We start from the raw sequence: 26,074 nt of genomic DNA, 5'->3' as shown, positions 1-26,074 counted from the left end.
CGAGCCAGTTGCCGGCAAGGCGGCAACCAGGTCAGTTACAGGGCTCTTACATTACTTGTGCGCAGCCCCCGCGCACTGCCAAGAGTTTACGGTAACTAGCGCCCGGTAGCAGTATCGAATCGTTTCGTGTAGCGATATGCCGGCCGCCCAGAGGCAGAATCGGTGATGCTCTCACGTTCTACTGCCAGAACGACTTCGGCAACCCGCTGAGACGAAACGTTTTCAACATCAACAACTGACTCGACATACACAGCCTTCGCACCAGCACGCCCTATTTGGACAATTATGTCCTTAATTGCATCTTTTACAATTTTCCTTGCCAGACCTTGGTTGCGCATACCTTCAGGCACGGCATAGCCTAGAGCGATGCATGGGTGACCATCAACGTAGCCATTCATCACGCACGAGACAAACGCCCTTACCGTCCTACGGTCTTCGCCGAGTCGCACATACGTCATCCGTTTTACACCAGGGGCCGGAACATCAACATAAGAGTACAAATTCGAGTGACTCAACACCGGATACACTTGTAGGACTCCAGCTCGTAGAGCTTGCTGAAACGAAACCATACCCTGATACGGGTTTGCCATCTGTGTACTCACGTCGTTCTCCTGAAATCTATGTTGATGAAAGTAACATCGCAACGACCGATGTCGAGTGAATGGTAGGCGTAGCCACTACCCATATTACACAGCATGCAGTAGCCTGCCCCGATGGCTTCCATCCCTACCGCATACGAACTAGACGTGCTGTACAAACCCGGTGACGTCCAGCTAAATGACACCTCTCTTTGCCGTGCAATACCCAGCTAATGCGACAGCACATCGATGCGGCACGTTTCCGAGAGATAGCCGGCAAAGGACTGATGCCTCGCTTCGTTAAGCTCGCTGGCCTCTCCGACACATATGCCTGACAAATCGATGCCGTCATCAAACCGTATCTGGTGCACATCTCAATATTCGACACTGACCCGTTGATGAAAGCTTGTACGTTCGACGCTGCACTTGACCTGCTCGACACCTTGCGAGACGACCTCGCGGCCGCCCCAAAAACGCGCTCAGCTGTAATGAGGGAAGTAGTCAACGCGGTGCGTGACCTAAGCAATGAGCAGCGAGCCGAATTGGTCGCTTGCGGCCACGCTGCGGACATGTATGGCACCGCTCCAAGCAAAAGATGACCGTGCGGATTAGCTATACGATTACAACAGGCCAGTTCAACATCATGACTTCGCTTCTTGGGCTCTCACTCCTCCGGTCGCGCGGCCGCAGGCTCGCCTCCTCCGATGCAATCGGCATTCGCAATGCTTGCAACTTGCGAATCTGTGTCACATCGAGGAAGTTACGTCGTAAGAGGACTGCAATAGCGCGGCTCTGCCGCTAGCAAGACCCGGGTCGGCAACGGAACCACCCGGGTTTTTGTTCGTATTCACTCTCACTGGCTCGGCCCGAGGCTAACTCATCTGGTCGGCGCTCTGGCCTCACTGTTAGGCCGTGCTAAAGTGCCCGAAGCTTGAGATGAGCTTTGCACCATCGACGCATCATCTAGTGACAGTTTGTTAGCAATAGTATCCACCAGGCAATCTCACGTGCAGTGCTCAGCCGCAGCTATTTGTTCTATGCCAGCCGTGAGTCTTCATGATGAGTTACCGTCAAATGCATCTGTAGGTTATGATTCGCGCGAGCGCGTGCGCGCGTAGCTTGCAAACGATGCAATGCCTCTTACAGCTCAGCTTGGCTGGACCATACGATGGACTTAGCGTCTAAGCTTGCCTTGCGAACAACTTCGATGAACTACTGATGACAACCGAATTACTTGCGCATAACGTCGCAGCAAAACTTGACGCTCTTCTTGACCTTTCAACGCTTGTGTCCGTAGCGAGTAGGCTCGTCACCAGCACCGTTCTGTCGCCAACCGAACAGGACGTAGTTGCCCAGCATGCCAAGGTAGTTAGCGACGAGTTAGTAGAGCTTACTCGCGCTTCCATTGTGGAAGGAACCGACCCGCTGGGCGCGGCCTATTGTGCTATCCGTTCGCCAGAGCAACGACGCGGGGCCGGGCAAACGTTCACTCCTGTAGAGGCTGTTCTCGGCATGTTTGCATGGGCAGCCGCTCAAGGTAACTTTGCTCGCATTGTTGACCCAGGTGCGGGGACGGGACGTTATGTCCTGCACGGCCTGCGGCAAAACTTGCAAGCAACTGGTGTCGCCTCCGAAATGGACCCGCTGGTAGCCCTGCTACTCCGCGCGAACGCAACAGCACTTGGCTTGGCTGACCGTTTAGACATACGCATCGGTGACTTCCGCGCGTTACAACTTGAACCTATTGAAGGCCGAACGCTGTTTATCGGTAATCCGCCGTATGTTCGACATCACGACATTGCGCCAGAGTGGAAGGAGTGGTATAGCGATAGCCTAAAGCGCCTTGGTCACGCTTCAAGTAAGTTGGCAGGGCTTCACCTCCATTTTTTCGTCAAAACGCTAGCACTGTCTCGTCCCGGGGACTTGGGTTGCTTTATCACTGCTGCGGAGTGGCTCGACGTCAACTACGGCCAATCGATGCGTGATTTGATGACCAACGGACTAGGCGGCAGGGCAGTTTTTGTTGTTGCTCCAGAGGTGCCAGTATTTGGCGATGCAATGGTTTCAGCATGTATCACGTGTTTCGAGCCAGGGTCGGCAGATACTGATATTGAATTCAAAAAGATTGACAGACTTGAGCAGCTTCTGGACCTTACTGGGGGCCATTTCGCCAACAAGGTCGCTGCTAAAGCAGAGCGTAGTTGGTCTATCTTGCTCAGGAACCAAGAAATCGTAAGAAACGAAGAGTTCATCAACCTCAGCGACCTTTTCAAAGTCAGTCGGGGTCAGGTCACAGGTAAGAACAGCGTATGGGTGACGAAAGACAACCGATTTGGTCTGCCTGAAGAGTACCTCGTCCCTACGATTACCGATGCGGCTGACATCATTCATGCAGGTGGCCGAATTGATGACGTAGAAGCGCTTCGTCGCGTTATCGCTCTCCCTGCTGCCCTTGACGAGCTTGAACGTGAAAAATTTCTGGCTATTCAAGAATTCCTTGACTGGGCAAAGGCGGAGAATGCAGATAAAGGATGGATTGCTGAGCATCGCAAACCTTGGTGGCGTGTCGATATGACGAAGCCAGCGCCGCAAATTGTTGTGACGTATATGGGGCGTCGGCCACCGGTGTTCGCGGTCAATACTGCCGGCGCTCGAATCATCAACGTTGCTCACGGACTTTACCCGAAGGTTCAGCTACCTGATGAATCAGTAGAGCAGTTGGTCGCTTGGTTAAACACCAACATCAGCCAAAACTCCGGACGAGTCTACGCAGGTGGCCTTACCAAATTCGAGCCGAGCGAGGTCGGCCGACTTCAAATTCCGAGCGCAGAATTACTTGCTAGGGGTGTGTTTTAATGGCTGCGCGGGGAGGCATTAACCGGGGCAAAGTTTTTACAGACGCAGAGATAAAGGAAGATTGCCGAGAATCGACAAGGCTGTTTCGTCTTAGGCGCATGAAGGAGCCATTGGGGGACTATTTGGCAGAGTTTACGGGCGCTCAGACAGCAGCGGAATACGTCATCGATAGACTGCCGACGCTACTGGCCACACCAACTGACCGCTTTGAATTAGCGACAATTGTTCGCAACTCTGCCTTCAATACTGCCCTACGGTATTTGATGGCGCCGCCCATTTCAGAAGATGACCTTGATACTGTCATGTGCCGCAGCGTCAATGGTACGGCTATCCGTAAAGACCAACAATTTGCTGAGGAACTCGTTGAACTGATTCGTCAGACTATCGACCCTAAGCGATTCCCATGGATAGCCGCTGGTACGGTTCCAACAGCAGAAGAACTGGACTTTGCCAAGAGAGCGACTACAGTAATTGCTACGTGCCAGCGCGTGCTGACGAAGCGACGAGGTGACGAACGGGGGGAACTTGAGGGGGCCATCGTACGATTGCTGGACGCGCTAGGTTTTACACGTGTGCCAACCCCACGCACGCCAATTATGCACGCTGAAGACCTTCCAAAAGCGGGCGAGTACATGGTAGCCGCGACTCTCGGTCATGACAACGGCGATTGCATCATCGGTCTCTATGACCGGCGGCGTTTAGCGCTTGAGTGTAAGAGTTCGAACTCCGAGATTAACAGCCGCAAACGTCTGAACAAAGAAGTCATAAAAGATGCTGAAAACTGGAATTTGCAGTTTGGCGCCCAAGTGTTGACTGCCGCTGCTTTGCGGGGCGTTTACAAGCCAGAATACGTTCAAGATGCTCAAAGAACTCCTATAATGATAATTTGGGAACACCGTTTGGAAGACCTTAAAGATTTTATCAATTCGACTAAGTCATAACGGTAACCAAACTTACCCATCAGCAAAAAACATGTGAGATAGAAGTTACAATATTTAGCGCACTTCAAAGAGCGATGACGGATACTCGATAGGCTTGTCACTCGTTTTCAGCGGGAGGTAGCATGCCAGTCGAACAGCCAGGGCGTCCAAACACGGCTTTAGCCGCAAGTATGGAAGAAGTGCTTCAAAAAGTTGGGCTGTGCGCTCGACAGCAGACAGCGCGTTTGATGAGTGCACGTGGAGCGCCATTCTCTGTGATAGTACGTGTACTCGCAGAACCAAATATAAGAAGACGCTCTTGTACGTCATCAGAAACACTGAAATTCTAGGTGTTTAAAGTTCGGATAGCGGATAGGTAAGAATTAGATTTTTATGTTATAGAAATTTACACCACTCATACTGCGACGTTTTTTCTATAGAAAATTTAGACGGCGAAAGTTGGCAGCAAAGGGAATGCGCCATTGCTTTTCGTGCCATACTGCCACATAACTTATAATTACACAAATGACTGTGGACAAAAAGCTTACGTTAAGAAAGTCGATATCCGAAGGGCTCTCATCGTGGCTGACGTTTGAACATCAATGCCGCCGAGATGATTTGTTCAGCGAAAGGTATCTTGCACTACCAATCGCTCAAATCCTTGCGGCTAATACGCCAGGGAAAGTTTTGGCCGAACATAATCATCCTGTTCTTGCTCTGCCTGGGGCTGACGGTAGACCGCTTCAGCTGGATTTTGTAGTTGAAGAAAGTGGCCAAATCACTCTCGTCGTCGAAACTAAATGGGCAGGTGCAAAAGGTGTTTCGGTAGCATCCGTAGTTTGGGATTGTGTCCGCTTAGAGTTGGCCGCACATTATTATGGCTGTGACGCGCTATTTATTTTGGCTGGTACACGTGCAACCGTGGACAAAATGCTCTCATCTGCACCACTGAATCCAAAAACAAGTAGAGGCAAGCCATCACCGGTTTTAGGACTTAATGGGAATGGTCGAACATCTGTGAATGTCCAGTCTCCAAAACGAGATTTCGGTCCAGCACTTCACAAAAAGATGAGTGCTTATCCGCACGTTAAGTATCCACGCTCGTTTGTTTGTGGAACAGGAACCCAGATTCCTAAAGACCCTACGGCAAGTGCATATACTGCGGCCGTGTGGCACATCCAACCTGAAGCCGCTAACAAACATTTTACCTTTAAGATTCCTGCGTAATGCGGTTATAAGCTAATTAACTGGATTTATAGGGGTGAAGAAGTCTGCAAGACTTCTTTGCTAGTTGCTTTAAAAAGACCGGGTGACGAGCATGACGCCCGGTCTTTAGTTGAATAATTTCTGCTGATATTGCCTATTTCGCTGTCTGACCGGCCAAGGTCAGAGGTCAACCTTCCCGCCGCCAAGCGGGAAGGTCGGCACATCACTACAACGGACCGCCAAGTCCATTCACACGCTTTCGCAAACGCTCCAACCTTTCGGAACACGGTGCCAACCGTGATGCCACTTTCATGGCTTCTCATACGCTTCGGTCGTATCGCGCAATGAGTCAAACCCTAGTCAGTCAGTCTCCCCCTCTTCCTGTCTTCCCGTAGGATGCCAGTTCATACGGTCGAGAAAGAGGCTCCCCATTTAGATTGAAGCTACTACGCAACGCAGCGCCACTGTCTCAGCAAAACGGCTAGCCATTCCGGCTTTCACGTAGATTTCAACGAGGCGATGTTCCAGAGCCCTTCGTTTACTCACCGCTTGCATCATCGACTACGAACCACAGCTCAGTGCTTATGGCCCTACGTTGCTCCGCAACGCACCCTTTCTGGGCGCGGTTACAGGTTTGAGCTATCCATCAGCCCTGGCTTTCTCCAGGTGCTAGCTGCGCCAGGCTTCCCCTTGCAGCCCTGCCGTGTCACCACGGCCTCAGAAGCCATCCTGTGCGGCATGCGTTACGCTCTCTCGATACGTCCCACAGGTCGGGCTTTCACCGACTTTCGCACTCAACCAGGACACCGGGACATTTCCTTCCCGGCGCCGTTTCATGGTCGCCCAACCTCTGCCGGCGAGTCGCCAGCTGGATTGGGTCGAAAGAGGGAGTTGCACCCTCCAGCGCCCATCGCAGCCGCGCCAGCTCCATTAAGAGCACGCGGCTACAGCGTTTGCTTGGTCCCAGGATGGCGGCCTGGAACCTGTCGGGGTGGCGCCCCGACGTGCCCTTTCGGGCGTGTGTGTTTGCAGTTGGCGGTCCGCTCGGTGAACCCTCTTCGAAGGCTCACCGAGCGGACGGCCGTACACGCGAGTCATGCCGGCTTTCGCCGGGCTCATTCCCTTGCAGATATTTGTTTCCACATCCCTGTATAGCGTGATTGCCGTGCTCGCGCACGGAACATCATTACGTCTCATCCCCGCCAACCCCAATGACATCCTATTCGCGCGGATTTTCGCTATACCGGGTATCACCTTGACAAGGACTCCCATGCTTCCATCGACCCCAATCGCACCCAGCAAAACAGCTGCGCTCAGCCGCGTGCTGGACAGCGTCCCGAAGGGCTACCGCCACTACATCCTCGGAACCGTCAGCGCGGCCAAGGCCGAGACTTTGGCGAACAAATTCCACGCGCTGTACGGGATTGGATGCTCGCCGGCGCAGCGTCTAGTCCGGAAGTCGAAAGGCATCGCGAACGCCGTCCTGGTAATGTACTGGCCAGCGGACGCGGTCGAGGTTCGCTGGCTGCTGCTGGCGACGAATGGGGCCGGGTTTGAATCGGAAAGGCTTCGGCTTGTCGATGAGAAGCCCCGGCTGAGCTGGCTGGGATATGAACTCGTTCGTCACTCTTTACAGGGACGTGCGTCGTGGACTTGGCGGCGGCCCAAAGAGGCGATGACGGAATTGCACGTACTTCTGGCCTCCCAATCTAACCGGCGCCACTACTCGGCATTGGCTGCGACGCTTGAGCGAATCGCTAAACAGCCAGGCTTCCACGGGGTACGTGCCCAGTCTTGGTCGCTGTTTCAAGAAGCTCGGCGACGCGGCTACTCTGAGCCACTACCTCAACTTTTCTACCTGCAAAAAGTCAGCCATGGCGACCGTTTAACGCTCGGATAGGAAGGCGTGACGACGTATTAAAATAGCCGCGTTCACGCTGCATCCCCGCAGCCGCCCTGAGCGCTTCACTGCGATTTGGGCGATAAGAGCATAGCTCCGCGGGGCGTCCAGATATACGGGGACTTATGAACTTCCGCAGTTTCCGTATCCACCCAGCCGCCGCCTGGACAACGGCAGACACGATGCCCGGCTGGCAGCAATGCCAAAAGCCAGCGCGGCAAGGCTGCACGTGACACTGCCATTCTTCCGCCGTCATCCAGCCCGCCGTAACCGTACAGGCGCGCAGATTTCGGCAGCTTAGTGATGCTGACAAACTTGGCCATGTAGCGCCCCCAGGCCTTGACGCTGCGGCAGCTCTCTACCCAAGTGCTGCCCCAAGGCCACCATCTCGACAATTTGGACTGGTCGAGCTTGTAGCCACGCGGTATCCATACGATAAGGTGGTAGTGCAGATGGCTGGCGCATTCTAATACCCAAGCATATGGCAGGAGGAAACCCATGCGTTTGAGCGTTCGGCGCACGCGATTGAGAAACGCGCTGATGTGCTTTGGCGAGAAGTCCGCTACGTCGCCATAGGTCAGCGTCAACGCTACGGCACGGAGGTCGGCAACTTTTGCAAACCGACTTTGTTCTTTGATGACACAACTCAGCTTCTTTCGCGCTGCATTTTTCCGTTTCCGGGATGATGCTGTCGCACTTGTTGCGGTCTTTTTGACAAGTTCAGCGAACCGGACAACGGAGGTCGCGGTGATGGTCCCCGGAGCGGGAACCGACGATGAATCGAAAAACATGGGCACACCTCATGTGTGTGCCGCGTCAGCTAACTAGCTGTTTCCTTGTACTACAAGCAATTTCTGTCCTCCGCATGCTGAGCGGCGGGATGGGTCTTTCCGCGCCTATACTCTGTGTAAGTAAGTACAGCCGCGTCATTGGCGCACCCGCCCTGGTTCCAGCCGGGGCGTCTTATTTGGTGCGTAAGGCCAAGGATGACTCAGGAGTCAGGCTGTCGCTTTGCAGCCAGCCAGCCTTTCACGTCGTCAGCGCGGAAGCGCAGCAGACGGCCCAGCTTGAACGCTTTGGGGAGGTCGCCGCCGCCGGAATGGCGGTTATAGATGGTTTGCTCGGCCAGCCCAAGATAGGCAGCGAGTGTTTTCGGTGAGAAGAGGAGCTCTTGCATGGTCACGGTACTGAGTTCGCAGTCACATGACTGCAAACAGTATAGTGGCGACTTCCTTGCATCTACCGTGATGAAAATTGTTCCGCCTGTCGGACGACTGGAGACGCGACACGTACGGACGTTGCCGCGGCGGCGTTAAGAAGTTTCATCGGTTTGAAACTTCTCAGATTCGTGGGCGCTGTACAAACGATGCAGGACACTACAGCCCAATGTGGTTATCGCTCAAGTCTCTGTATGATGCCGTCGGCTACGCAAAACCTACCCGGCATCGCCCCTGAATTGCTTAGACAGTTGCCTTTTTTCAGTAACTATGTTATTTACCCAAGGAAAGCGTACAATCGTCTATAGTTCTAAATCGAGCAAAGCATATTTCGACAAGACTAGGGTCCATAATGAATATCAATGATTTTATTTCCAATTATCGCAATCACCCTGTCCTCTTTGTAGGAACTGGAATTAGCTTGAGGTATTTAAAAAATTCTCACACTTGGGACGGCTTGCTTAGAAAGATTGCATTCGATTTTAAGGGAAATGATGAGTATTACCTGGACTTGAAAGCGAGATATGAGTCCAACGGAAAATATGACTACCCGAAAATTGCATCTGCATTAGAGTCGGAATTTACCCAGGCATTATTGCAAGAAAGAAACGGGAAATTTAAAGAAGTCAATGATATTTTCTATGCCGAGATGAATAAAGGCAATAAGCTCAGCAGGCTTAAAATATACATTACGCAAATTCTCTCCTCGCTCGAATTAAAAGAAGAGATGCAAGAGGAAATTGGTGAATTCAAAAATATTAGAAAAAATATTGGCTCGATTATCACCACCAATTACGACGGCTTAATTGAAAGTATTTTTGAATTTTCGCCACTGATTGGCAATGACATTTTACTGAGCAATCCTTACGGCTCCGTATATAAAATACATGGATGCGTCAGTGACCCTCTCAGAGTTATAATTACCTCCGAGGACTATGACAACTTCTCAAACAAGTACGAATTGATTCGGGCCCAGCTGCTTTCTATATTTATCCACAATCCAATTATATTCTTCGGCTATAACATTGGTGATAACAATATTAAAGAATTGTTGAAAACAATATTTACTTATATAGAGCCAAATTCAGAAACAGCAAAGCAAATCCGTAATAACTTCCTTCTTGTTGAGTACGAAGAAGGGTCGCAATCCCAAGAAATTGGCGAGCACGATATCGACCTGGAAGGATTTGCGACAACTATCAGAATCAACAAGATAAAGACCGACGATTTTTCTTCGATATATAAGGCGCTGGGGAATTTGTTGCTTCCTATTTCCGCCATGGATATTAGAAAAGTTCAGAGCATTGTCAAGGAGATATACGCTGGCGGAAATATTAAAGTCAAGATTACCCAAGATTTAGATTCGCTAGATAATTCCGATAGAATATTGGCGATAGGGTCATCCAGAACTATTAAATATCAGTATTTGACCTCTAACGAGACCATGGCTAACTACTTTGTCGTTATCGCCGAAAAAAACGCGGAAATAGTTGAACTTATTGACAAATACACGATAGCCAGTAGTCAGTTCTTCCCCATCTTTGGCTTTGATAAAATCAAAAAAGATTTGCATTGCGCGCCAAAACTTAAAGCTCAGCAGTTAGCCAAATTGGACAAAACTATCGCAAGCATTCCACCAGTTTGCCAAACAGAGCACCACACTATTGCCGGAATTTTGGACGATAAAGCAATATCACCTGGTTATAAAACTAATGCAATCTTCTGGGCTGTCTGGCATGGGACAGTTGAATTAGAAGATTGTGAAAAATACCTTAGAGGCTTCGAAAAGAAAAGCGGAACAGATTATCGTAAACTGCTGTGCGTATATGACTACAAAAAATATAAAGATTGACGTTATCAATCTCAGCGCGCAGCAAAGCTTAGTCGCATAACTTGCATCGCCTGCGATACTGCTGGGCAGCAATTGTAGTAGCGCAGTTGCGGGTGACGCCGCCAGCACTCAGGAAGTGCTGCCGCTCGCTGGCAGTACACCTTTTTCCATCAGCAGCACACGCAGTCTTCTGGTCAGTCTTACGCGGACTGGACAGCGTCGCGCAGCCCCGTTAGGGAATCCTTTAACCTCCAGCAGTCCGGAAAACGATGGATTCCTGGACATCCGCTAAATCATCCTTGGTCAGCCGCGTTATACCCTTTCAGATGTCCAACATCTACTCCAGTATTCAACATCCACAAAAGGGTACGCAATGACAGTGATTGGATATGCTCGTGTGAGTACAAACGAGCAGACGCTCGACCTGCAACAAGATGCGCTGGCGGTGGCGGGGGCGGTCACCATGTACGCCGACAAGGCAAGCGGGAAGACGGCTGACCGGCCAGAACTCGTTAATTGCCTCAAAGCCTTGCGCGACGGCGACACGCTCGTTGTCTGGCGGCTTGACCGCTTGGGCAGGAATCTGCAAGACCTTATTCGCATCGTCAACGATTTGGAAGCACGCGGAGTCAAGTTTAAATCGCTGAAGGAGTCAGTCGACACCGGCGGACCGGCTGGGAAGCTCGTCTTTCACATGTTCGCAGCCTTGGCTGAGTTTGAGCGCGAGCTCGTCAGAGAACGCACTCTGGCCGGCCTCGAGGCAGCCAGGGCGCGCGGTCGGAAAGGCGGTCGTCCAAAACTACTCGACTCCAAGCAGCGGAAAGCGGCCCTAGCGATGATGCGAGACAGGGAAATGTCCATCTTCGAAATTGCCCGTCAGTTTGGGGTATCTCGTTCGACGCTGTACGGCCTGCAAGCTGCAAGCAAGCAGCCTGCCGAGTAACGCGACCTGCCCGCGGACCGGGCAGGTCGCGCCAGCGCTCACCCAACGGTGGACGTACTAAGCTATCGTTTCATCTGTTCGATGACATTCGTGGCGTTCGCTTCCACCGCCTCGTTCGAAGCGCGCATCTTTGTATCACGCGCTACAAGGTCTTTGACTGTGTCAGCTGGCACGCGGCTTATAGTAGCAGTCTCGTCCTTCGTCGTAACCTCGACCAGCTCTTGGGGGTGCACGTAATTCAGGTATCCCCCTTTCGTGCGGGTCAACAGCCACCCACCATCCAGCAAAGCCTGATTCAGCTGACCAATGCTGTTCTTGTTCGTGATGCACAAAGCCGGCCGGCTATAGCTGCCGACTTTCTCCTGATGTTTGTCTATGCACTTCTCGTCATAGTCGGACCGGGCAAACGTAAGCTTAATATTTCCATACGCCAGTCCGTCCGCTGGGATTTTCCGCACGTCGCCAGAGTGCTTTTCAGGGGTGAAGTAGGCATCTGCGAAGTGGTCCTTGCCGTCCAAGGTTAGTTCTGCAGTTTGAGCTGTAAGCCCCAACAGTTGCGTCGGAACCGTTCGCCGACACTTGTAGCCGTAATAATCCGCGGCACATTCAGTGAATCCAGTCGCTTTCGCCTCGGCCATACGGCCAGGCAGTGTCATCCCATTGAAGCTGACCAGCTGGAGCCGGCCCTGTTCAGGCGTAGCTGCACTACGTCCGTCATTAGTCTCTTCCGAATCAGGTGTTCCTTTGTCGGCCGGCACCAAAGCCATCAACGCGATGAACCCGACAATCGCCGGGATGCCATAAAACTTCATGACCCGCTCTCGGGTCGCTGTAGGGCCAAGAAATACCTTTGTCGGGAACAGTACGCCGACTGCAAATAGTATTAGTAAGGCTAAAGTGGCGAAAACCAGGAGTACGGGCATGGCATTAATTGTCGATGGAAAACCGAACAATTATACATAGCGAGCACTTGTATACTAGGTCGAAATATGGTCTACTGGCCGGGCGTACAGTGTTTCTCTCCCTACGGATGTTCAACTATGGACGAATGCAGCTGCCCCGACAACGGGTGCTACGGGTACGCACAACCTTTCGACACCTTCTCGATTCCCGACCACTACGCGGAATCTTATAACTACACGACGACAGACCCGATAGCTATCATGCTTCGCCAGCAGCGCGAAGACGATGAGCGGCGCATCTTCGACGCAGCACAGCTCATGTTCGACACCGAGCGAGCCCCGGATGAGCGCCTCATCTTTAACGCAGCACCGGCCCTGTTCCAGGCCGAGCCAACCCCGGTACGGTTACATGAAGCTTCGTACCGCTCGGAATACATCACCTCGCCGAACTGCGAGTCCATGAGCGGCCAAGCGTTTTGCAAGGCAGCAGCTGCATATGCCCTGCTATGCGCAGACGATGAGGACGCGCCCCATGAGGCCTTGGCCGCCGCCGCCGCAGGCCATAAGTATTATTATTTACCCGGAGAGCCTATCAGCTGGCGCCGTCCCCTTCGTTCGCCTGGCGGGGAGTACGACGCGCAGTGGTGGAAGATGTTTCACCACGCCGATGAGCGCTCTATGGTGCTGGCAGAACTGCTGGGGTACACCGGAAAGCGCGACACTGACGGTTGGATTCGACCCACTTGGCTGGAGCTACTTAAGATGGGGTTTTGGACGGCGCACCGCTATGCCTTCTACTATGCTGAGTTTGCTGAAGAGTTCGGCCGGAAAGTTCCGCGCTGGATTGCACTGCTGCCCTCACGGCAAACTTACACTCCTAGCGCGGTGATGTTCGGCTAATGCGCTCCGCACGCCCGCATATAGGCGACTACTTCTTTGTAATCGTCTCGCATATGCTCTAGGATTCGTGCGACTTCGAACGGTCGTCCGTACTTGATGTGACGTCGCATTGGGTCGGCGCCGCCGTCGAGCAAGTCAAAGATGCAGTCGGGGTCGCTATTCAACTTCAGAGCCGCATCGAGTTCGGAGATAGTATCCGCCATTACGGTTACGGTTTCAGTGTGCCCCCGAAGCATCCCGGTCGGCAGGGACAGGAACCGATACCCGTAGTTCGCCAAGTCGCCAGTTAGCTTCGCTAGCGTGCTGTGCGGCTTCATGGACAGAATTGAGGCGATGCCTTCGCACAGCGCCGCCTCTCGCTCGAAGCTGAACGGCGAAGTAATCCGGCTGACCAGGTTGCTGTCTTGGCGTATGCTCACAACGAATTTGTCGTTGACCACATCGCAGGCCACCTCTAATACGAACGCGAACGGCAGCGACCCGTTATAGGGACTAGGCCCTGTGAATGTGGCTGACAACTTGTCCGCCAAACTGCCGACTACCTCGAACACCAGCTCATCAATCGGCTCAAGCATCTACGTACCTCCTCTCTTCTGCCTCTTCCTCGTACTCAAGCAAGAGTGTTTTGAGTTTCTTTTTGCGGAATGAACTCGCCCTTCGCGCTTCCGGCAGCAGTAGTTCACCGGCCATGGCGGCACGCCAGTACGGCTTCTCAGGCACAGGGCGGGGTTTCGGCGGCTTGTGGTACTTCGCGTTCGGGTTGACGCGCGAAGGCAGCTGCTTATGTTGCAGCATGACTGGCTGCATCGCTCCGTCTTTGTACTGGATGTAGGCTAGGTCGTAACTGAACAACCATATAGTTTCGACCACGCGAGCAATTTTAAGGTGCAGCTCAGCCCGTTTTTCCTTTGCGGCCTCGTCCTCGGGTATATATAGGTATGCCATGGCTTCGGTCAGGAATGCGTCGTCGAAAACCGTGTTAGCCGGCAGGAGTGCCTGTTGTTCGCGCATTTCAGCCAACTGCATTTTGAGGGCCTCAACCTCGTCTTCCAAGCTGATGGACTTCTTGATAAACGATTGAACTCTACCGCCCGTCTTAGCCACTGCGTCAGCAATACGGTCGCACTCTTCCAGCTTCTCAGTAATCGCCACCTCAAGCGCTTCAACGTCCGCCGATACAGCAGCCGCACTACTACTGCCCAGTGCGCCTATGGAATACTCGTAGATAGCTCGCAGAATGTCTGGGTCTGCGCGGTTCGCTGCCATCGTCTTACACTCTGTCTTTCCTGCCAGTTTGTCACTACATTGAAGCTGCGCGTGGCTGTGTCCCGTCCGCTCGCTCTTCCTATGAATCGGTGCACCGCAGAGACCGCAATACATGAGTCCAGAAAACACGTTGTAATAGTGCACATCCCGACGCTTTGCGACGGCACGCGTCCGAATCGACGCCCGGGCACGATTCCACAGTTCATCACTGATAATGCGGGGGTAGTAGTCCTTGATAGGTTCCCCTACCGTAAACCCTGCCCAGCTTTGAGCATGCGCTTCATGCGTACGGATTCGGTGCTGGTGTTCGCCTAGTACTGCACGGTTCCGCAGAATCTGGCCTGCCATCTGGGCATGCCACCCCTCCGATTCCTCACGAAGCCGCGTTGGCGGCGGCCAGCCTTCATCTTTAGCTCGCTTGGCAATTAACTTTGAGCCATACCCAGCAGCGGAAAGTTCAAAAACTTTGCGAACTATTTCGGCCTTTGGCTCGTCAACCTTCCAAGGCGAATGCTTGTCCTCCCTAGTTAGCCAGCCGGGTGCGCTACCGAAACCCTGCTGCAGCCCTTCGTCCCGGTGCTTTTTAAACGCCTTCCTTACACGGTCCGACTTTTGTTCAGACTCCTGGTGCCCCCGATACAGCGTTAGTACGCTCGTCATAAAGGCGCCCAAATCCTCCATTGTCTCAGTGTCCCATTTCCTGCCATCAGACAATGTGACAACGGTTAAGCCACTGTTAGCGAGGCCCATGAGTAGATTGACAGCCTTGGGCAAGGCTTCACGCGTGATACGGTCTAGTGCCTCAACGATGAGAATGGTGCCCGGCTCAATCTCCCCACTCTGCAACTTACTTTGCAGCGTGAACAGGTCGCCTTTCTTGGCATTTTTACCAGAGTACGCTGAGACGCCCAGGTCTTCGTACCTGTCACGCTCATCTAATGTGTAGCCATTCTTCTCGCACCATTCTTTTGCTGCCTCTACCTGGCGGCTATAGCTGGCGCCCCCTGCTTGCTTACTGGATGAGTATCGGGTGTAGGATATGATACGTGGCATATCAGCTGGCCTGGTTTAGCAAAGCTTCGGTTGGATTTATTGACAGGCCTTCATCACGTTCCTCAAGCACGGCCATGCGAAAGTCGCGGTTACACACTTGGTTAGTGCTCACAACATACCTCTAAGGTAAATCGGCAAAAGGTTGCCGCGTGGAACTATTCTACCATGAAAGTTATTTCGCACTTGGAGCGCATGATTCCACACCAGCGTGTATCCCCGCGAAGTGGTGCGCGAAGCGCTGGCCAGCAACGCGGCCAGCGTGATGCTGGCGCATAACCACCCATCCGGCGTGCCCGCCCCCAGCGAGGCCGACTTGCTGCTGACGCGCGCGCTCGTGCAGGCGCTGGCACTTGTCGACGTGCGCATCCTCGACCACTTTGTTGTTGCCGGGCACGAGGTGCATTCGTTTGCCGAGAACGGCCAGATGTGACATTCGCCGCGCCGGCAGGCTGGACCGGGCTGGACGTTTACCGTTAGATATCAAGGACTTCCGCGTGCGGCGGCGGCCGACAGGACAACTTTCGCGGCAAATGTTAAATTTGACTACCAATTCAAGACACAATTGTTTTTCCCAAGTGATTGAAATTCCTAAGAATTTTGGATACACTCCTGTTTTTCCAATTTTGGAAGTTATCTAAGGAGTGCAACATGGCACGTGTTTGCCAAGTCACTGGGAAGAAGCCGATGGTCGGCAACAACGTCTCCCATGCAAACAACAAGACGAAGCGCCGTTTCCTGCCGAACCTGCAGAACCGTCGTATCTTCGTTGAATCTGAAAACCGCTGGGTCTCCCTGCGTCTGTCCAACGCCGGTCTGCGCGTGATCGACAAGGTCGGCATCGACGCCGTCCTGGCCGACATGCGCGCTCGTGGCGAAAAAGTCTAATAGGGAGCTATCATGGCAAAAACTGGCCGCGACAAAATCAAGCTGGAATCGACTGCTGGTACGGGTCACTTCTACACCACGACCAAGAACAAGCGCACGATGCCCGGCAAAATGGAGATCATGAAGTTCGATCCCAAAGCACGCAAGCACGTGACGTACAAGGAAACCAAGATCAAGTAATTGGTCTCGTTCCTGTGAAAAAACCGCTCCGAGGAGCGGTTTTTTTATGGCCGCGCAGATCTCAAGCGTGGCCGCTGAAATACATCCCCTGCTCCAGGTCCGCCAGCAACCCCGCCTGCGCCGCGGCCCAGCCCAGTTCGGTGCGCGTGCGCGCGCTCGACGCGGCCATCTCGCCGGCCACGAAATGGGCCATCCAGCCGAAGTGCGCGGCCGCTTCCTCGTTGGACAGAGAGCGCACGGGCACGCCAAGCCCCTTGCCGATCGCGCCGGCAATGGCGGCAAACGGAATCGCCTCCTCCGCCACCGCATGCCATGGCCCGCTGCCGCCCCGCTCCAGCGCCAGCCGGAACGCGTGTGCCACGTCGAGCCGATGCGTGGCCGCCCATGGATTGCCGCCGTCGCCAACGTAGGCCGAGACGCCCGTACGGCGCGCCAGCGCAATCAACATCGGCACGAAGCCATGGTCGCCGGCGCCGTGCACGGACGGCGGCAGCCGCATCGCGGCAGCGCGCACGCCTTGCGCCCGCAGCGCCGCCGCGGCCGCTTCCGACTGGCGCGGGAAGCCGGCCGGCGGCACGTCATGCTCGGTGGCGAGACGGCCCGCCGCCAGCTGCGCCAGGCCCGACGTGACGATCAGCCGGCGCTCCGAGCCCATCAGTCCCTTGCCCAGCGCCGCGATCGCGCGGCGGTCTTTTTCGCAATTGTCGGCAAACCGGGAAAAATCATGGTCGAACGCCGTGTGGATCACGGCATCCGCGCCGGCCGCCCCGGCCACCAGGCTGTCCGGCTCGTCCAGGTTACCCCGGTAGACCTGCGCCCCCGCCTGCTCGAGCGCGGCGGCGCCCGTATCGGACCGGGTCAGCCCGACAACCTGGTGGCCGGCGCCCAGCAGTTCCTGCACGATGGCGGAGCCGACGAACCCCGTCGCTCCGGTAACGAAAACACGCATGGATACTCCTCCTTTGACTTGAGGAAGGCAGTGTCGCGCGGGCCGTTATGGGGGTAAAGCAGTGATATTATCCTGGTATAACCACTACCCTGCCCGCGCATGTCCGATCCCGAAAGCCGCCTTGGCGCCTACCTGAAGAACTGCCGCACCCGCCTCGATCCGGCTGCGCTGGGGCTGACGGCCACGCGGCGCCGCACGCCCGGCCTGCGCCGCGAGGAAGTGGCGCAGCGCGCCAACATCAGCGCGACCTGGTACACGTGGCTGGAGCAGGGCCGCGGCGGCGCGCCGTCGGCCGTCGTGCTGGACCGCATCGCCGACGCGCTGATGCTGACCGACGTCGAGCGCGAGCACGTGTTCCTGCTGGGGCTGGGCCGGCCGCCCGAAGTGCGCTACCGGGACGGCGACGCGGTGTCGCCGCGGCTGCAGCGCGTGCTCGACGCATTCGAGTACGGCCCGGCGCTGGTGCACACGCCGCTGTGGGACGTGGTGGCATGGAACCGCGCCGCCGCGCTGCTGCTGACGGATTACGGTGAGCTGCCGCCCGGCGAGCGCAACATCATCAAGCTGGTCTTCCTGAACGCCCGCACGCGGGCCCGGCAGGTGGACTGGGAGGCAGTGGCCCGCTCGGTCGTCGCCATTTTCCGGGCGGACGCGGCGCGCGCCGGCTCGCCGCCGCAGGTGGAAGCGTTCGTGGCCGAAATGCGCGCGCTGAGCCCGGAATTCGACACGTTCTGGCGCGATCATTCCGTGGGCAGTTGGGGCGAAGGCGCCAAGCAGCTGCGCCATGAGGGGCAGGTGCTGTCGTTCGATTATTCGGCGTTCACGGTGGACGGGCGCCCCGACCTGGGCATGATCGTCTACACGCCGTCCACGCCGCGGGACCTGGACCGCGTGAAGGCGCTGCTGGCCGCCTGACGCGCCCGGCAAGGCACTGTTACATGCGCCGTTACAGGCACCCTTCCACGTACTGCACCTGCTCCCAGGCGCCCGCGTAGAACCCGGAGATCGTGCCCTGCTGCGTCTCGAAGCGGATCGCGTACTGCCCGCCGCCGCCCGGCACCGTGAGGTAGCGCTCGTTCGCGTTGTAGGCGTTCGGGGCGCTGCGCATTGCTTCGCCGTACACCTCGCGCACCTTCTCGGCCGGATCGCCGACACCGATGCCCCGCTCGGAGCGTACGCCCACTTCGGAGACGTCGACGCGCTTGAGCACATCCTTCACGAACATCAGGCCGATGCGCGGCTCCGCCGACGGCGACACGTAGAAGCAGTCGCGGCTGCCGCGCAGCTCCTGCGGCGTGCGCTCGAGGTGATCGCCCAGCACCCGGTTGACGGTATCGAAATCCATGCCCACCTTCAGCGGGCCCGCGCCATCGACGCGCACGGTCCAGTCCTGTCCGCTCGCTGCGCCGGCCAGGGTGACAAAAGCGGCCAGCGCGCAGGCGATGATCTTGTTTTTCATTGTGTCTCCCGAAATGAAAACGGCCCGCGAGGGGCCGTTTCCAGTGTATTACGCGATGCGATGGCGATCAGGCATAGCTGCGCAGGCGCAGCGAAAAGTCCTGCAATGCCTTGATGCCGGACGCTTCCGCGCGCTGGCACCAGTCCTGCAGCTTGTGCACCAGTTCCTCGCGGGAGAAGTGCGAACGCTCCCAGATCACGCCCAGCTCGACGCGCATATTGTGCATCGTCTCCAGCGCCTTGCTGTGCTGGAACAGCTCGACCAGGTGCTGCTGTTGCGACGCCTCCAGCTTCGCCGGCTCGCGCTGCATCAGCTTGCGGGCACGCTTCAGGAAGCCCGATTCCAGCTGCGCCTTGTGCTTCAGGTGCTCGACTTCCTCGTTCCACGCGTGCTTGACGGACTTGGCGTACTTCGCCATCACATCGTAGCGGTTGGCGATCACGGCGTGCAAGGTTTCCAGGTCGGCGTGCAGCTTGCCGGCAGCGAACTTCGGCTTCGGCGGGAGCTTCTTGACTTTCGCCAGGCCGACGATTTCCATCGCGCGGATATAGCCCCAGCCGATGTCGAACTCATACCACTTCGACGACAGCTTGGCCGACGTCGCATATGTGTGGTGGTTGTTGTGCAGTTCCTCGCCGCCGATGATGATGCCCCACGGGATGATGTTCGTGGCCGCATCGCTGCAGTCGTAGTTGCGGTAGCCCCAGTAGTGGCCGATGCCGTTGATGATGCCGGCCGCCGTCACGGGAATCCACAGCATCTGCACGGCCCACACGGTGATGCCCTTGGCGCCGAACAGCATGACGTTCAGCACCAGCAGCGCCGCGACGCCCTGCCAGCTGTATTTCGAATACAGGTTGCGCTCGATCCAATCGTCCGGCGTGCCGTGGCCGTACTTGTCCAGCGTTTCCTTGTTCTTCGCTTCGGCGCGGTACAGCTCGGCACCCTGCCAGAACACCTTCTTGATGCCCTTCGTTACCGGGCTGTGCGGATCTTCCTCGGTATCGCACTTCGCATGGTGCTTGCGGTGGATCGCCGCCCATTCCTTCGTCACCTGGCCGGTGGTGAACCACAGCCAGAAGCGGAAGAAGTGGCTCGGGATCGCGTGCAGCTCCAGCGCACGGTGCGCCTGGTGGCGGTGCAGGTAGATCGTGACGCCGGCGATCGTGATGTGCGTGACGATCAGCGTGTAGATGACGGTTTGCCAGGCGGACAGGCCGGTCAGACCGGTGTTCAGGAAGTCCAAAACAGCGTTCAAGCTAATTCCATTCTTTCAAGTGATTCCCAAGCGCGCGGAAATCTTGCGCAACGTCCAGGACGGTCCCAGCATTGTACGCGCAATCGTTCGTGATTTGCGGCACGTTTGCCTTCCGTCATTACGTATTCTGTGGTATTTCCGCGCACTGAGGCGAGCTCTGCGGGGCGAACGGCACGGCCGGCGCCGGCCCCACGATGCGCATCTCCCGCTGCGGGAACGGCACCGATATCTCATTGTCTTTCAAGGCTTTCCAGATCGCCCGGTTGACGTCGGACGTGACGCCACCGCGGCCGTTTTCCGGGTCGCCGATCCAGAAGCCCACCTGCAGGTCGAGGCCGTCCGCGCCGAAGTTGATCAGCGTGGCGGCCGGCGGACGCTCGCGCAGCACGCGCGGCACCGATGCGGCGGCCTCTTCCAGCAGCTTCAACGCGAAATCGAGGTCCGTATCGTAGGCCACCGACACCCGTGTCGACAGCCACACTTCCTTGTTCGACAGCGTCGTGTTCTGCACGGGGGTCGAGACGAACATCTCGTTCGGCACGATCGACTCGACGCCATCGAGGCCCTGCAGCACCGTGTAGCGCGTGTTGATGCGCGTGACGCGGCCGCTGAACTTGTCGACGGTGATCATGTCGCCGATCGCCACGCTGCGGTCCAGCAGGATGATGAAGCCGGACACGTAGTTACTGGCGATCTTCTGCAAGCCGAGACCAAGACCGACACCGAGCGCGCCGCCGAACACGGACAGCACCGTGAGGTCGATCCCCACCATGTTCAGGCTGAACAGCACCGCGAACACGATCAGCAGCGCGCGGCCGATCCGCGCCAGCACGACGCGCACGTTCGTGTTCAGCGTTTCCACGCCCATCAACCGCTCTTCCAGCGCGGCGCCCGCCCACATCGCCAGCACCAGCGTCACGACGACCGAGATCGCACCCTGCCCGATCTCGGCGGCGGATACCTTGTTCTTGCCGAGATGGAGCGTGATATTGTCGAGATAACGGTAGATGTCGTCCCAATACCCGGTGATGTACAGCGCGAACGCGATCCACACGACGATCTGGAAGATCTTCTCGAACGTCAGCATCGCCTTGCCGATCTCGCCATGCCGGGCGAACACGCGCCGCAGCAGGTAGAACGTGAAGCGGATCACCGCCAGCGAACCCCAGATCGGCAGCGCCACCTTCAGCAGGTTCACATGGTACCAGCGCTGCAACACGATCTGCCCCAGCCACAGCAGCAGCACGATCGCCAGCGGCCCGATCACGCGGGCAAAGCTCTCCGCACCGAAGCGCGCCATCCCCGTGCGGTCGGCGCGCCGCCCGAGCCGGGCCCGCAGCAGCTTCGACAGCGACCACCCCAGCACGACCGCGGCAACCAGCGCGCCCAGCTGCCACAGCAAGCCCGGATCACGCAGGTCGCCCAGCAGATCGCTCCACAGTGCGGACAGCGGGATCTGCTTCATCAGTCGTCGGCCTCTTCGGCAGGCGCGGCCTTGTCCATCTGCTTACGCTGGAACACGGCGGCAAAGAAACCGTCCGTGTGATGCTTGTGCGGCAGCAGCTTCAGGTAGTCGCCCATCTCCAAGTCGATCTTCTGTTCGGCCAGCACCTGGTGCATCGGCACCAGTTCGAAATCCGGATGGGTGGCGACGAACTGCTGCGCCACCGCGTCGTTTTCCTCGTTCAGCAGGCTGCACGTCGCGTAGACGAGGCGGCCGCCGGCCTTCACGAGGCGGGCCGCGCCGTCCAGGATCGCCACCTGCTTGGCGTGCATCTCGCCGATCGCGTCCGCCGGCTGGCGCCATTTGACGTCCGGATTGCGGCGCAGCGTGCCCATGCCCGAGCAAGGCGCGTCGACCAGCACGCGGTCGATCTTGCCGGCCAGGCGCTTGATCTTCGCATCCTTTTCATGGGCGATCGCGACCGGGTGCACGTTCGACAGGCCGGAGCGCGCCAGGCGCGGCTTCAGCTTGGCGAGGCGCTTTTCCGACACGTCGAACGCGTACAGGCGGCCCGTATTGCGCATCTGCGCGCCCAGCGCCAGCGTCTTGCCGCCGGCACCGGCGCAGAAGTCCACGACCATCTCGCCGCGGCGCGCGCCGAGGATCTGGGCCAGCACCTGGCTGCCCTCGTCCTGCACTTCGATCGCGCCTTCCTTGAACAGCGGCAGGTTCTGCAGCGCCGGCTTCTTCAGCACGCGCAGGCCCAGCGGCGCGAACGGCGTCGGCTGCGCGGCGATCGGTGCCTCGGCCAGCTGGGCGATGACCTTGTCACGGTCCGCCTTCAGCGCGTTGACGCGCAGGTCCAGCGGCGCCGGCGTGTTCAGCGCATCGGCCAGCTGCAGCGCCTCGTCCTCGCCGTATTGCTCGACGAGCTTTTCCCACAGCCATTTCGGCATATTGGTACGCAGCGACTTGTGCAGCAGCGAGCGGTCGATCGCCTGCATGCGCTGCAGCCACTCGGTTTCCTCGGGCGAGAGGCCGGGCAGCGCGTCGACGCCGACGGCGTCCGCCAAGCCCAGCAGCGCCAGGCGCCGCATCGTCGCGCCACCGTTCGGCTCGGAAAACTCGGTGAAGAAATTCTTGTTACGCAGCACGGCGTACACGCACTCGGCGATGGCGCCGCGCTCGCGGCCGCCGAGGCGGGGATGGTCTTTGAAGTAGCGGGACAACGTGGTGTCCGCGGGCGCCATAAAGCGCAAGATCTCGCGCAGCACCTCTTCGGCGCTGGCGAGCACTGCTGGGGGCAATCTCATGGGAATCCTGGTGATGAATTAAGTGGCCGGGCGGGCGCGATGGGGTCCGTAGACCTGGCCGTCCTCGACGGTGAGTTTATCTTCGATGAACCAGCGCACGGCGCGCGGGTACAGCACGTGTTCCTGCTCCAGCACGCGGGCGGCCAGCGTCTGCGGCGTGTCGCCCGGCAGCACCGGCACGGCGGCCTGGTCGACGACGGGGCCGTGATCCAGCTCGGCGGTGACGAAGTGCACCGTCGCGCCATGTTCCGCATGCCCGGCGGCCAGCGCCGCCTCGTGCGTGTGCAGGCCGGGGAAATGCGGCAGCAGCGACGGGTGGATGTTCAGCATCCGGCCCGCGTAGTGTTCGACGAACGCGGGCGTCAGGATGCGCATGAAGCCGGCCAGCACGACGAGGTCCGGCGCGTAGCCGTCGATGACGGCCTGCAGGGCCGCGTCAAACGCTTCGCGGGTCGCATACTCCTTGTTCGGCACGACGGCGGTCGGGATGCCGCGGGCGGCCGCGAATTCAAGCCCTTTCGCGTCGGCGCGGTTGCTGATGACGGCGGCGATCCGCGCCGGCCACTGCTCCGCTGCGGCGGCACGCACGACCGCTTCCATATTGCTGCCGCGGCCGGAAATGAGGATGACGATGTTTTTCATGGCCGACATTGTACCCGCTACCGCAGAGCGGACCAACCGGGCCGGCCGGCTGCAGGCTGCAGCGGCAGCGCTATTCGAAGGAATAGAAGACGCGGAACGGCACTTTTTTCTCGGCCCAGTAGTCGGCCGCGTCGCGGAACACGTCGAGCAGCGTTTCGCGTGCCTCGCGGTCGAATTTCTGGGTGTTCGGCAGTTGTTCCAGCACGATCACGAAGCCCGGCTGCTCACCCGCCTGGGACATCGTTTCCGTCAAGGTCGTGCGCAGCGCATCGAAGTTCTTGCCACACGGCTTGGGAAACTTGAACGATTCAGCGATGATGCCCAGCACTTGTTGCTTCGTCAGGCCAGCATGGCAATGCGCATACAAAAAATGCTGACCCAGGCGGCCGGCCTCCTCTTGCAGTTCAGTGACCCTGAATGCCCTGATGGACTGAACGAGGTTGGGCGGCACGGTTAAGAACAAACTCATTTTTCCCTCAAATCGACCTGTTGTACGGTATGTGTTTTAGATTGAAGGCACCTCTACAATGGCACTGCGAATGACACTGCGGCGGGCCACTGCGCCGGCAGCGCTAGTCGCGTTTCTCTCCGTCAATTCGATCCCTAGGGTATAAGGGTAACGTGTTGTACAGCATGAATCAACTCGAATGTGGCGTTGGGCGCAAGATTTGTTAAAAACAGATCATTTTCAGGCCCTTTTAAGGCGCAATGCCGAAAATCGCCGGCCTCGTCGCGTGGCGTTCCCATGGGTTACATTTTGTTGCCTTGTACGCGCACCCGAATCCAGCGACCGCGTTACTATTGATCACGCGGGTTGCGCCGCCATATACGAGGCAACCCACTCTTTGTCCCAGTGAATAAAAAGACATCCTTATTAGAGGTAATCAAAATGAAGCTGCAAGCGAAACTGATGTTCTCGGCCATGCTGCTCGGTACGCTGTCTGCCGCCCAGGCCGCCGATTTCGAGGACTACGGCCGCGTCGTACGCGTCACGCCGCAAGTCGAACGCATCAACCGCCCCCACCAGGAATGCCGGACCGAATACGTGCAGGTCCAGCAACAGCCGCAGCGCGGCGTGGGCGGTTCGGTCATCGGCGGCATCGCCGGTGCGCTGCTGGGCAGCCAGGTGGGTGGCGGTAACGGCCGCACCGCCGCCGCCGCCGCGGGTGCCATCGCCGGCGCGGTCGTCGGCGACCGCGTCGAAAACCAGAACGCCGGTCCCGGCGGCGTGCAGGAACAGGCGGTGAAGCAGTGCCGCACGGTGGATTCGTATGAATCGCGTACAACCGGCTACGAAGTCGTCTACGACTACCGCGGCCGCAATTACACGAGCTATATGTCGTACGACCCGGGCGAGCGCGTGCGCCTGCGCGTGTCCGTGGAACCGGCACAATAAGCGGCACAATACGCGGCACAATCAGCAACACAATACGCATTTCATTCCCGACAACTGCCGGCTCGCGCCGGCAGTTTTCATTTGTGCGCTTGCTACACGGCAAAGCGAGGCGGGATAATAGGCAGGTCTACCGGATCCCACCATGCTGATCAAACGTAAATCCATCGAAAAAGAAGAATCGTCGCGCCCCGCCTCGAAAAGCGCAGCGGCGAAGAAGAGTGCGCCCTATAAGCCAAAGTTCGCGCCTGTCACGCTGTCCGAGCAGGATGGCGTGCGTTACCTGCACTTCGGCACCGAGTGGGTGCAGGGCGCGATGCGCATCCGCAAGCCGGACTGGCCGGAACTGGAGTACGCCCAGCAGATGATGGCGTTCATGCTATGGATCGAGCAGCCGCGCGCCGTCGCCCAGCTGGGCCTGGGCACGGCGGCGCTGACGAAGTTCTGCCGCAAGACGTGGCCGGAAGCGCAGGTGACGACGGTGGAACTGAACCCGCACGTGATCGCGATCTGCCGCTCGATGTTCAAGCTGCCGGAAAACGACGCGCACCTGCACGTGCTGGAGATGGATGCGCTGGACTTCGTCAACGATCCGGCAAACCACGGCACGCTCGACGCGCTGCAGGTGGACCTGTACGACGCCACCGCGCGCGGCCCCGTGCTCGACTCGGCCGAATTCTACGCGGCCTGCGCCGCCTGCCTGAACGGCGACGGCATCATGACAGTGAACCTGTTCGGCGACCACCCAAGCTACGCGAAGAACCTGAAGGCGATGAAATACGCGTTCCCGCAAGTGATCAGCCTTCCGGAAGTGCATGATGGGAACGTCGTCGCGCTGGCGTTCAAGCGCGCCCGCCCGCTCGACCTGCCCGCGCTGGAAGAACGTGCGCGGGACATCGCCCTGCAGACAAAACTGCCGGCGAAGTCCTGGGTCAAGGGCCTCGCCACGACGCTCCGCTAACGCCACCGCCACCATAGC

Annotated in this window: 25 protein-coding genes and 1 pseudogene; 13 read left to right on the top strand and 13 right to left on the bottom strand. The window is 57.4% G+C overall.

Going from position 1 to position 26,074, the window contains the following annotated elements:
* Positions 1 to 95: 95 nt before the first annotated feature.
* Entirely contained in the window at positions 96 to 602 is a 507-nt protein-coding gene (locus IP92_RS12050) for a GNAT family protein (RefSeq protein WP_145875057.1), read from the bottom strand.
* 1,194 nt (positions 603 to 1,796) lie between these two features.
* Between IP92_RS12050 and IP92_RS12045 the strand changes: the two genes are divergently transcribed.
* The 4 genes from IP92_RS12045 to IP92_RS12030 all read left to right on the top strand — a co-directional run bounded on the left by IP92_RS12045 (position 1,797) and on the right by IP92_RS12030 (position 7,460).
* A complete protein-coding gene (locus IP92_RS12045) occupies positions 1,797 to 3,434 on the top strand; it encodes a class I SAM-dependent methyltransferase (protein WP_145875055.1) in 1,638 nt (545 codons plus the stop codon).
* 98 nt (positions 3,435 to 3,532) lie between these two features.
* On the top strand, positions 3,533 to 4,375 hold the full coding sequence (locus IP92_RS12040; RefSeq protein ID WP_158206711.1) for a XamI family restriction endonuclease: 843 nt from the start codon (positions 3,533 to 3,535) through the stop codon (positions 4,373 to 4,375).
* Between the two features lie 504 nt (positions 4,376 to 4,879).
* Positions 4,880 to 5,581, top strand: a complete 702-nt coding sequence (locus tag IP92_RS12035) for a hypothetical protein (RefSeq protein ID WP_145875051.1) — start codon at positions 4,880 to 4,882, stop codon at positions 5,579 to 5,581.
* Between the two features lie 1,075 nt (positions 5,582 to 6,656).
* Complete coding sequence (locus IP92_RS12030; RefSeq protein WP_229418740.1) at positions 6,657 to 7,460, top strand: hypothetical protein; 804 nt, start codon at positions 6,657 to 6,659, stop codon at positions 7,458 to 7,460.
* A 65-nt stretch (positions 7,461 to 7,525) separates the two neighbouring features.
* Here the strand turns inward: IP92_RS12030 and IP92_RS12025 are convergent, their stop codons facing one another.
* The gene (locus IP92_RS12025; RefSeq protein ID WP_145875049.1) at positions 7,526 to 8,251 is read right to left on the bottom strand and encodes a rolling circle replication-associated protein; all 726 of its coding nucleotides are present in this window, start codon (positions 8,249 to 8,251) and stop codon (positions 7,526 to 7,528) included.
* A 200-nt stretch (positions 8,252 to 8,451) separates the two neighbouring features.
* The gene (locus IP92_RS12020; protein ID WP_145875046.1) at positions 8,452 to 8,637 is read right to left on the bottom strand and encodes a helix-turn-helix transcriptional regulator; all 186 of its coding nucleotides are present in this window, start codon (positions 8,635 to 8,637) and stop codon (positions 8,452 to 8,454) included.
* A gap of 392 nt (positions 8,638 to 9,029) precedes the next feature.
* On the opposite strand from IP92_RS12020, the gene IP92_RS12015 reads away from it, so the two are divergent.
* Positions 9,030 to 10,529 (top strand): SIR2 family protein, encoded by a 1,500-nt coding sequence (locus IP92_RS12015; RefSeq protein WP_145875044.1) that lies wholly within the window; start codon positions 9,030 to 9,032, stop codon positions 10,527 to 10,529.
* Between the two features lie 352 nt (positions 10,530 to 10,881).
* Complete coding sequence (locus IP92_RS12010) at positions 10,882 to 11,451, top strand: recombinase family protein (protein WP_145875043.1); 570 nt, start codon at positions 10,882 to 10,884, stop codon at positions 11,449 to 11,451.
* Positions 11,452 to 11,513: 62 nt separating this feature from the next.
* Here the strand turns inward: IP92_RS12010 and IP92_RS12005 are convergent, their stop codons facing one another.
* Positions 11,514 to 12,374, bottom strand: a complete 861-nt coding sequence (locus IP92_RS12005) for a hypothetical protein (protein WP_145875040.1) — start codon at positions 12,372 to 12,374, stop codon at positions 11,514 to 11,516.
* Between the two features lie 117 nt (positions 12,375 to 12,491).
* Between IP92_RS12005 and IP92_RS12000 the strand changes: the two genes are divergently transcribed.
* A complete protein-coding gene (locus IP92_RS12000; RefSeq protein WP_145875038.1) occupies positions 12,492 to 13,253 on the top strand; it encodes a hypothetical protein in 762 nt (253 codons plus the stop codon).
* Here the strand turns inward: IP92_RS12000 and IP92_RS11995 are convergent.
* Together IP92_RS11995 and IP92_RS11990 are read right to left on the bottom strand one after the other, a co-directional pair.
* A complete protein-coding gene (locus IP92_RS11995) occupies positions 13,250 to 13,828 on the bottom strand; it encodes a hypothetical protein (RefSeq protein ID WP_145875036.1) in 579 nt (192 codons plus the stop codon). The two genes, IP92_RS12000 and IP92_RS11995, sit on opposite strands and share 4 nt — an antisense overlap.
* Positions 13,821 to 15,572 (bottom strand): recombinase family protein, encoded by a 1,752-nt coding sequence (locus IP92_RS11990; RefSeq protein WP_145875034.1) that lies wholly within the window; start codon positions 15,570 to 15,572, stop codon positions 13,821 to 13,823. Before IP92_RS11990 ends, IP92_RS11995 begins: the two co-directional genes overlap by 8 nt.
* Before the next feature lie 199 nt (positions 15,573 to 15,771).
* On the opposite strand from IP92_RS11990, the pseudogene IP92_RS11985 reads away from it, so the two are divergent.
* The 3 genes and pseudogenes from IP92_RS11985 to rpmG all read left to right on the top strand — a co-directional run.
* Positions 15,772 to 16,002 (top strand): annotated as a pseudogene (locus IP92_RS11985) (JAB domain-containing protein); the annotation flags it as partial.
* A gap of 218 nt (positions 16,003 to 16,220) precedes the next feature.
* Positions 16,221 to 16,457: a 50S ribosomal protein L28 gene (gene rpmB, locus IP92_RS11980; RefSeq protein WP_008451488.1), complete on the top strand. Its 237-nt coding sequence runs from the start codon at positions 16,221 to 16,223 to the stop codon at positions 16,455 to 16,457.
* A 12-nt stretch (positions 16,458 to 16,469) separates the two neighbouring features.
* Positions 16,470 to 16,637: a 50S ribosomal protein L33 gene (gene rpmG, locus IP92_RS11975; protein WP_050411857.1), complete on the top strand. Its 168-nt coding sequence runs from the start codon at positions 16,470 to 16,472 to the stop codon at positions 16,635 to 16,637.
* Between the two features lie 61 nt (positions 16,638 to 16,698).
* Here rpmG and IP92_RS11970 read toward each other — a convergent pair whose 3' ends face one another.
* On the bottom strand, positions 16,699 to 17,586 hold the full coding sequence (locus IP92_RS11970) for an SDR family oxidoreductase (RefSeq protein ID WP_145875033.1): 888 nt from the start codon (positions 17,584 to 17,586) through the stop codon (positions 16,699 to 16,701).
* A 99-nt stretch (positions 17,587 to 17,685) separates the two neighbouring features.
* Here IP92_RS11970 and IP92_RS11965 point away from each other — a divergent pair, with 99 nt between their 5' ends.
* Positions 17,686 to 18,501 carry a helix-turn-helix transcriptional regulator gene (locus tag IP92_RS11965; protein ID WP_145875031.1) on the top strand — a complete coding sequence of 272 codons (816 nt, stop codon included), beginning with the start codon at positions 17,686 to 17,688 and terminating at the stop codon, positions 18,499 to 18,501.
* A 31-nt stretch (positions 18,502 to 18,532) separates the two neighbouring features.
* On the opposite strand, the gene IP92_RS11960 is transcribed toward IP92_RS11965, so the two are convergent.
* From IP92_RS11960 to IP92_RS11935, 6 genes are all read right to left on the bottom strand, one after another.
* Positions 18,533 to 19,045, bottom strand: coding sequence for a hypothetical protein (locus tag IP92_RS11960; RefSeq protein WP_145875028.1), 513 nt, complete (start codon positions 19,043 to 19,045; stop codon positions 18,533 to 18,535).
* Positions 19,046 to 19,112: 67 nt separating this feature from the next.
* Complete coding sequence (locus tag IP92_RS11955; protein ID WP_145875026.1) at positions 19,113 to 20,309, bottom strand: DesA family fatty acid desaturase; 1,197 nt, start codon at positions 20,307 to 20,309, stop codon at positions 19,113 to 19,115.
* A gap of 112 nt (positions 20,310 to 20,421) precedes the next feature.
* Positions 20,422 to 21,768, bottom strand: coding sequence for a mechanosensitive ion channel family protein (locus IP92_RS11950; RefSeq protein WP_199271928.1), 1,347 nt, complete (start codon positions 21,766 to 21,768; stop codon positions 20,422 to 20,424).
* Positions 21,768 to 23,060 (bottom strand): RsmB/NOP family class I SAM-dependent RNA methyltransferase, encoded by a 1,293-nt coding sequence (locus tag IP92_RS11945; RefSeq protein ID WP_145875024.1) that lies wholly within the window; start codon positions 23,058 to 23,060, stop codon positions 21,768 to 21,770. The genes IP92_RS11950 and IP92_RS11945 overlap by 1 nt, the downstream gene beginning before the upstream one ends.
* An 18-nt stretch (positions 23,061 to 23,078) precedes the next feature.
* Positions 23,079 to 23,702: a phosphoribosylglycinamide formyltransferase gene (purN, locus tag IP92_RS11940; RefSeq protein WP_145875022.1), complete on the bottom strand. Its 624-nt coding sequence runs from the start codon at positions 23,700 to 23,702 to the stop codon at positions 23,079 to 23,081.
* Between the two features lie 70 nt (positions 23,703 to 23,772).
* Positions 23,773 to 24,171, bottom strand: coding sequence for a barstar family protein (locus IP92_RS11935; RefSeq protein ID WP_145875020.1), 399 nt, complete (start codon positions 24,169 to 24,171; stop codon positions 23,773 to 23,775).
* Positions 24,172 to 24,591: 420 nt separating this feature from the next.
* Here IP92_RS11935 and IP92_RS11930 point away from each other — a divergent pair, with 420 nt between their 5' ends.
* Together IP92_RS11930 and IP92_RS11925 are read left to right on the top strand one after the other, a co-directional pair.
* Positions 24,592 to 25,098, top strand: coding sequence for a glycine zipper 2TM domain-containing protein (locus tag IP92_RS11930; protein WP_145875018.1), 507 nt, complete (start codon positions 24,592 to 24,594; stop codon positions 25,096 to 25,098).
* A 142-nt stretch (positions 25,099 to 25,240) separates the two neighbouring features.
* Positions 25,241 to 26,056: a spermine/spermidine synthase domain-containing protein gene (locus tag IP92_RS11925; RefSeq protein ID WP_145875017.1), complete on the top strand. Its 816-nt coding sequence runs from the start codon at positions 25,241 to 25,243 to the stop codon at positions 26,054 to 26,056.
* The last annotated feature ends 18 nt before the right edge of the window (positions 26,057 to 26,074 follow it).

It is taken from the genome of Pseudoduganella flava (assembly GCF_007830495.1).
GTDB lineage: Bacteria > Pseudomonadota > Gammaproteobacteria > Burkholderiales > Burkholderiaceae_D > Rugamonas > Rugamonas flava.
This window is presented reverse-complemented; position numbering and strand designations above follow the sequence as displayed.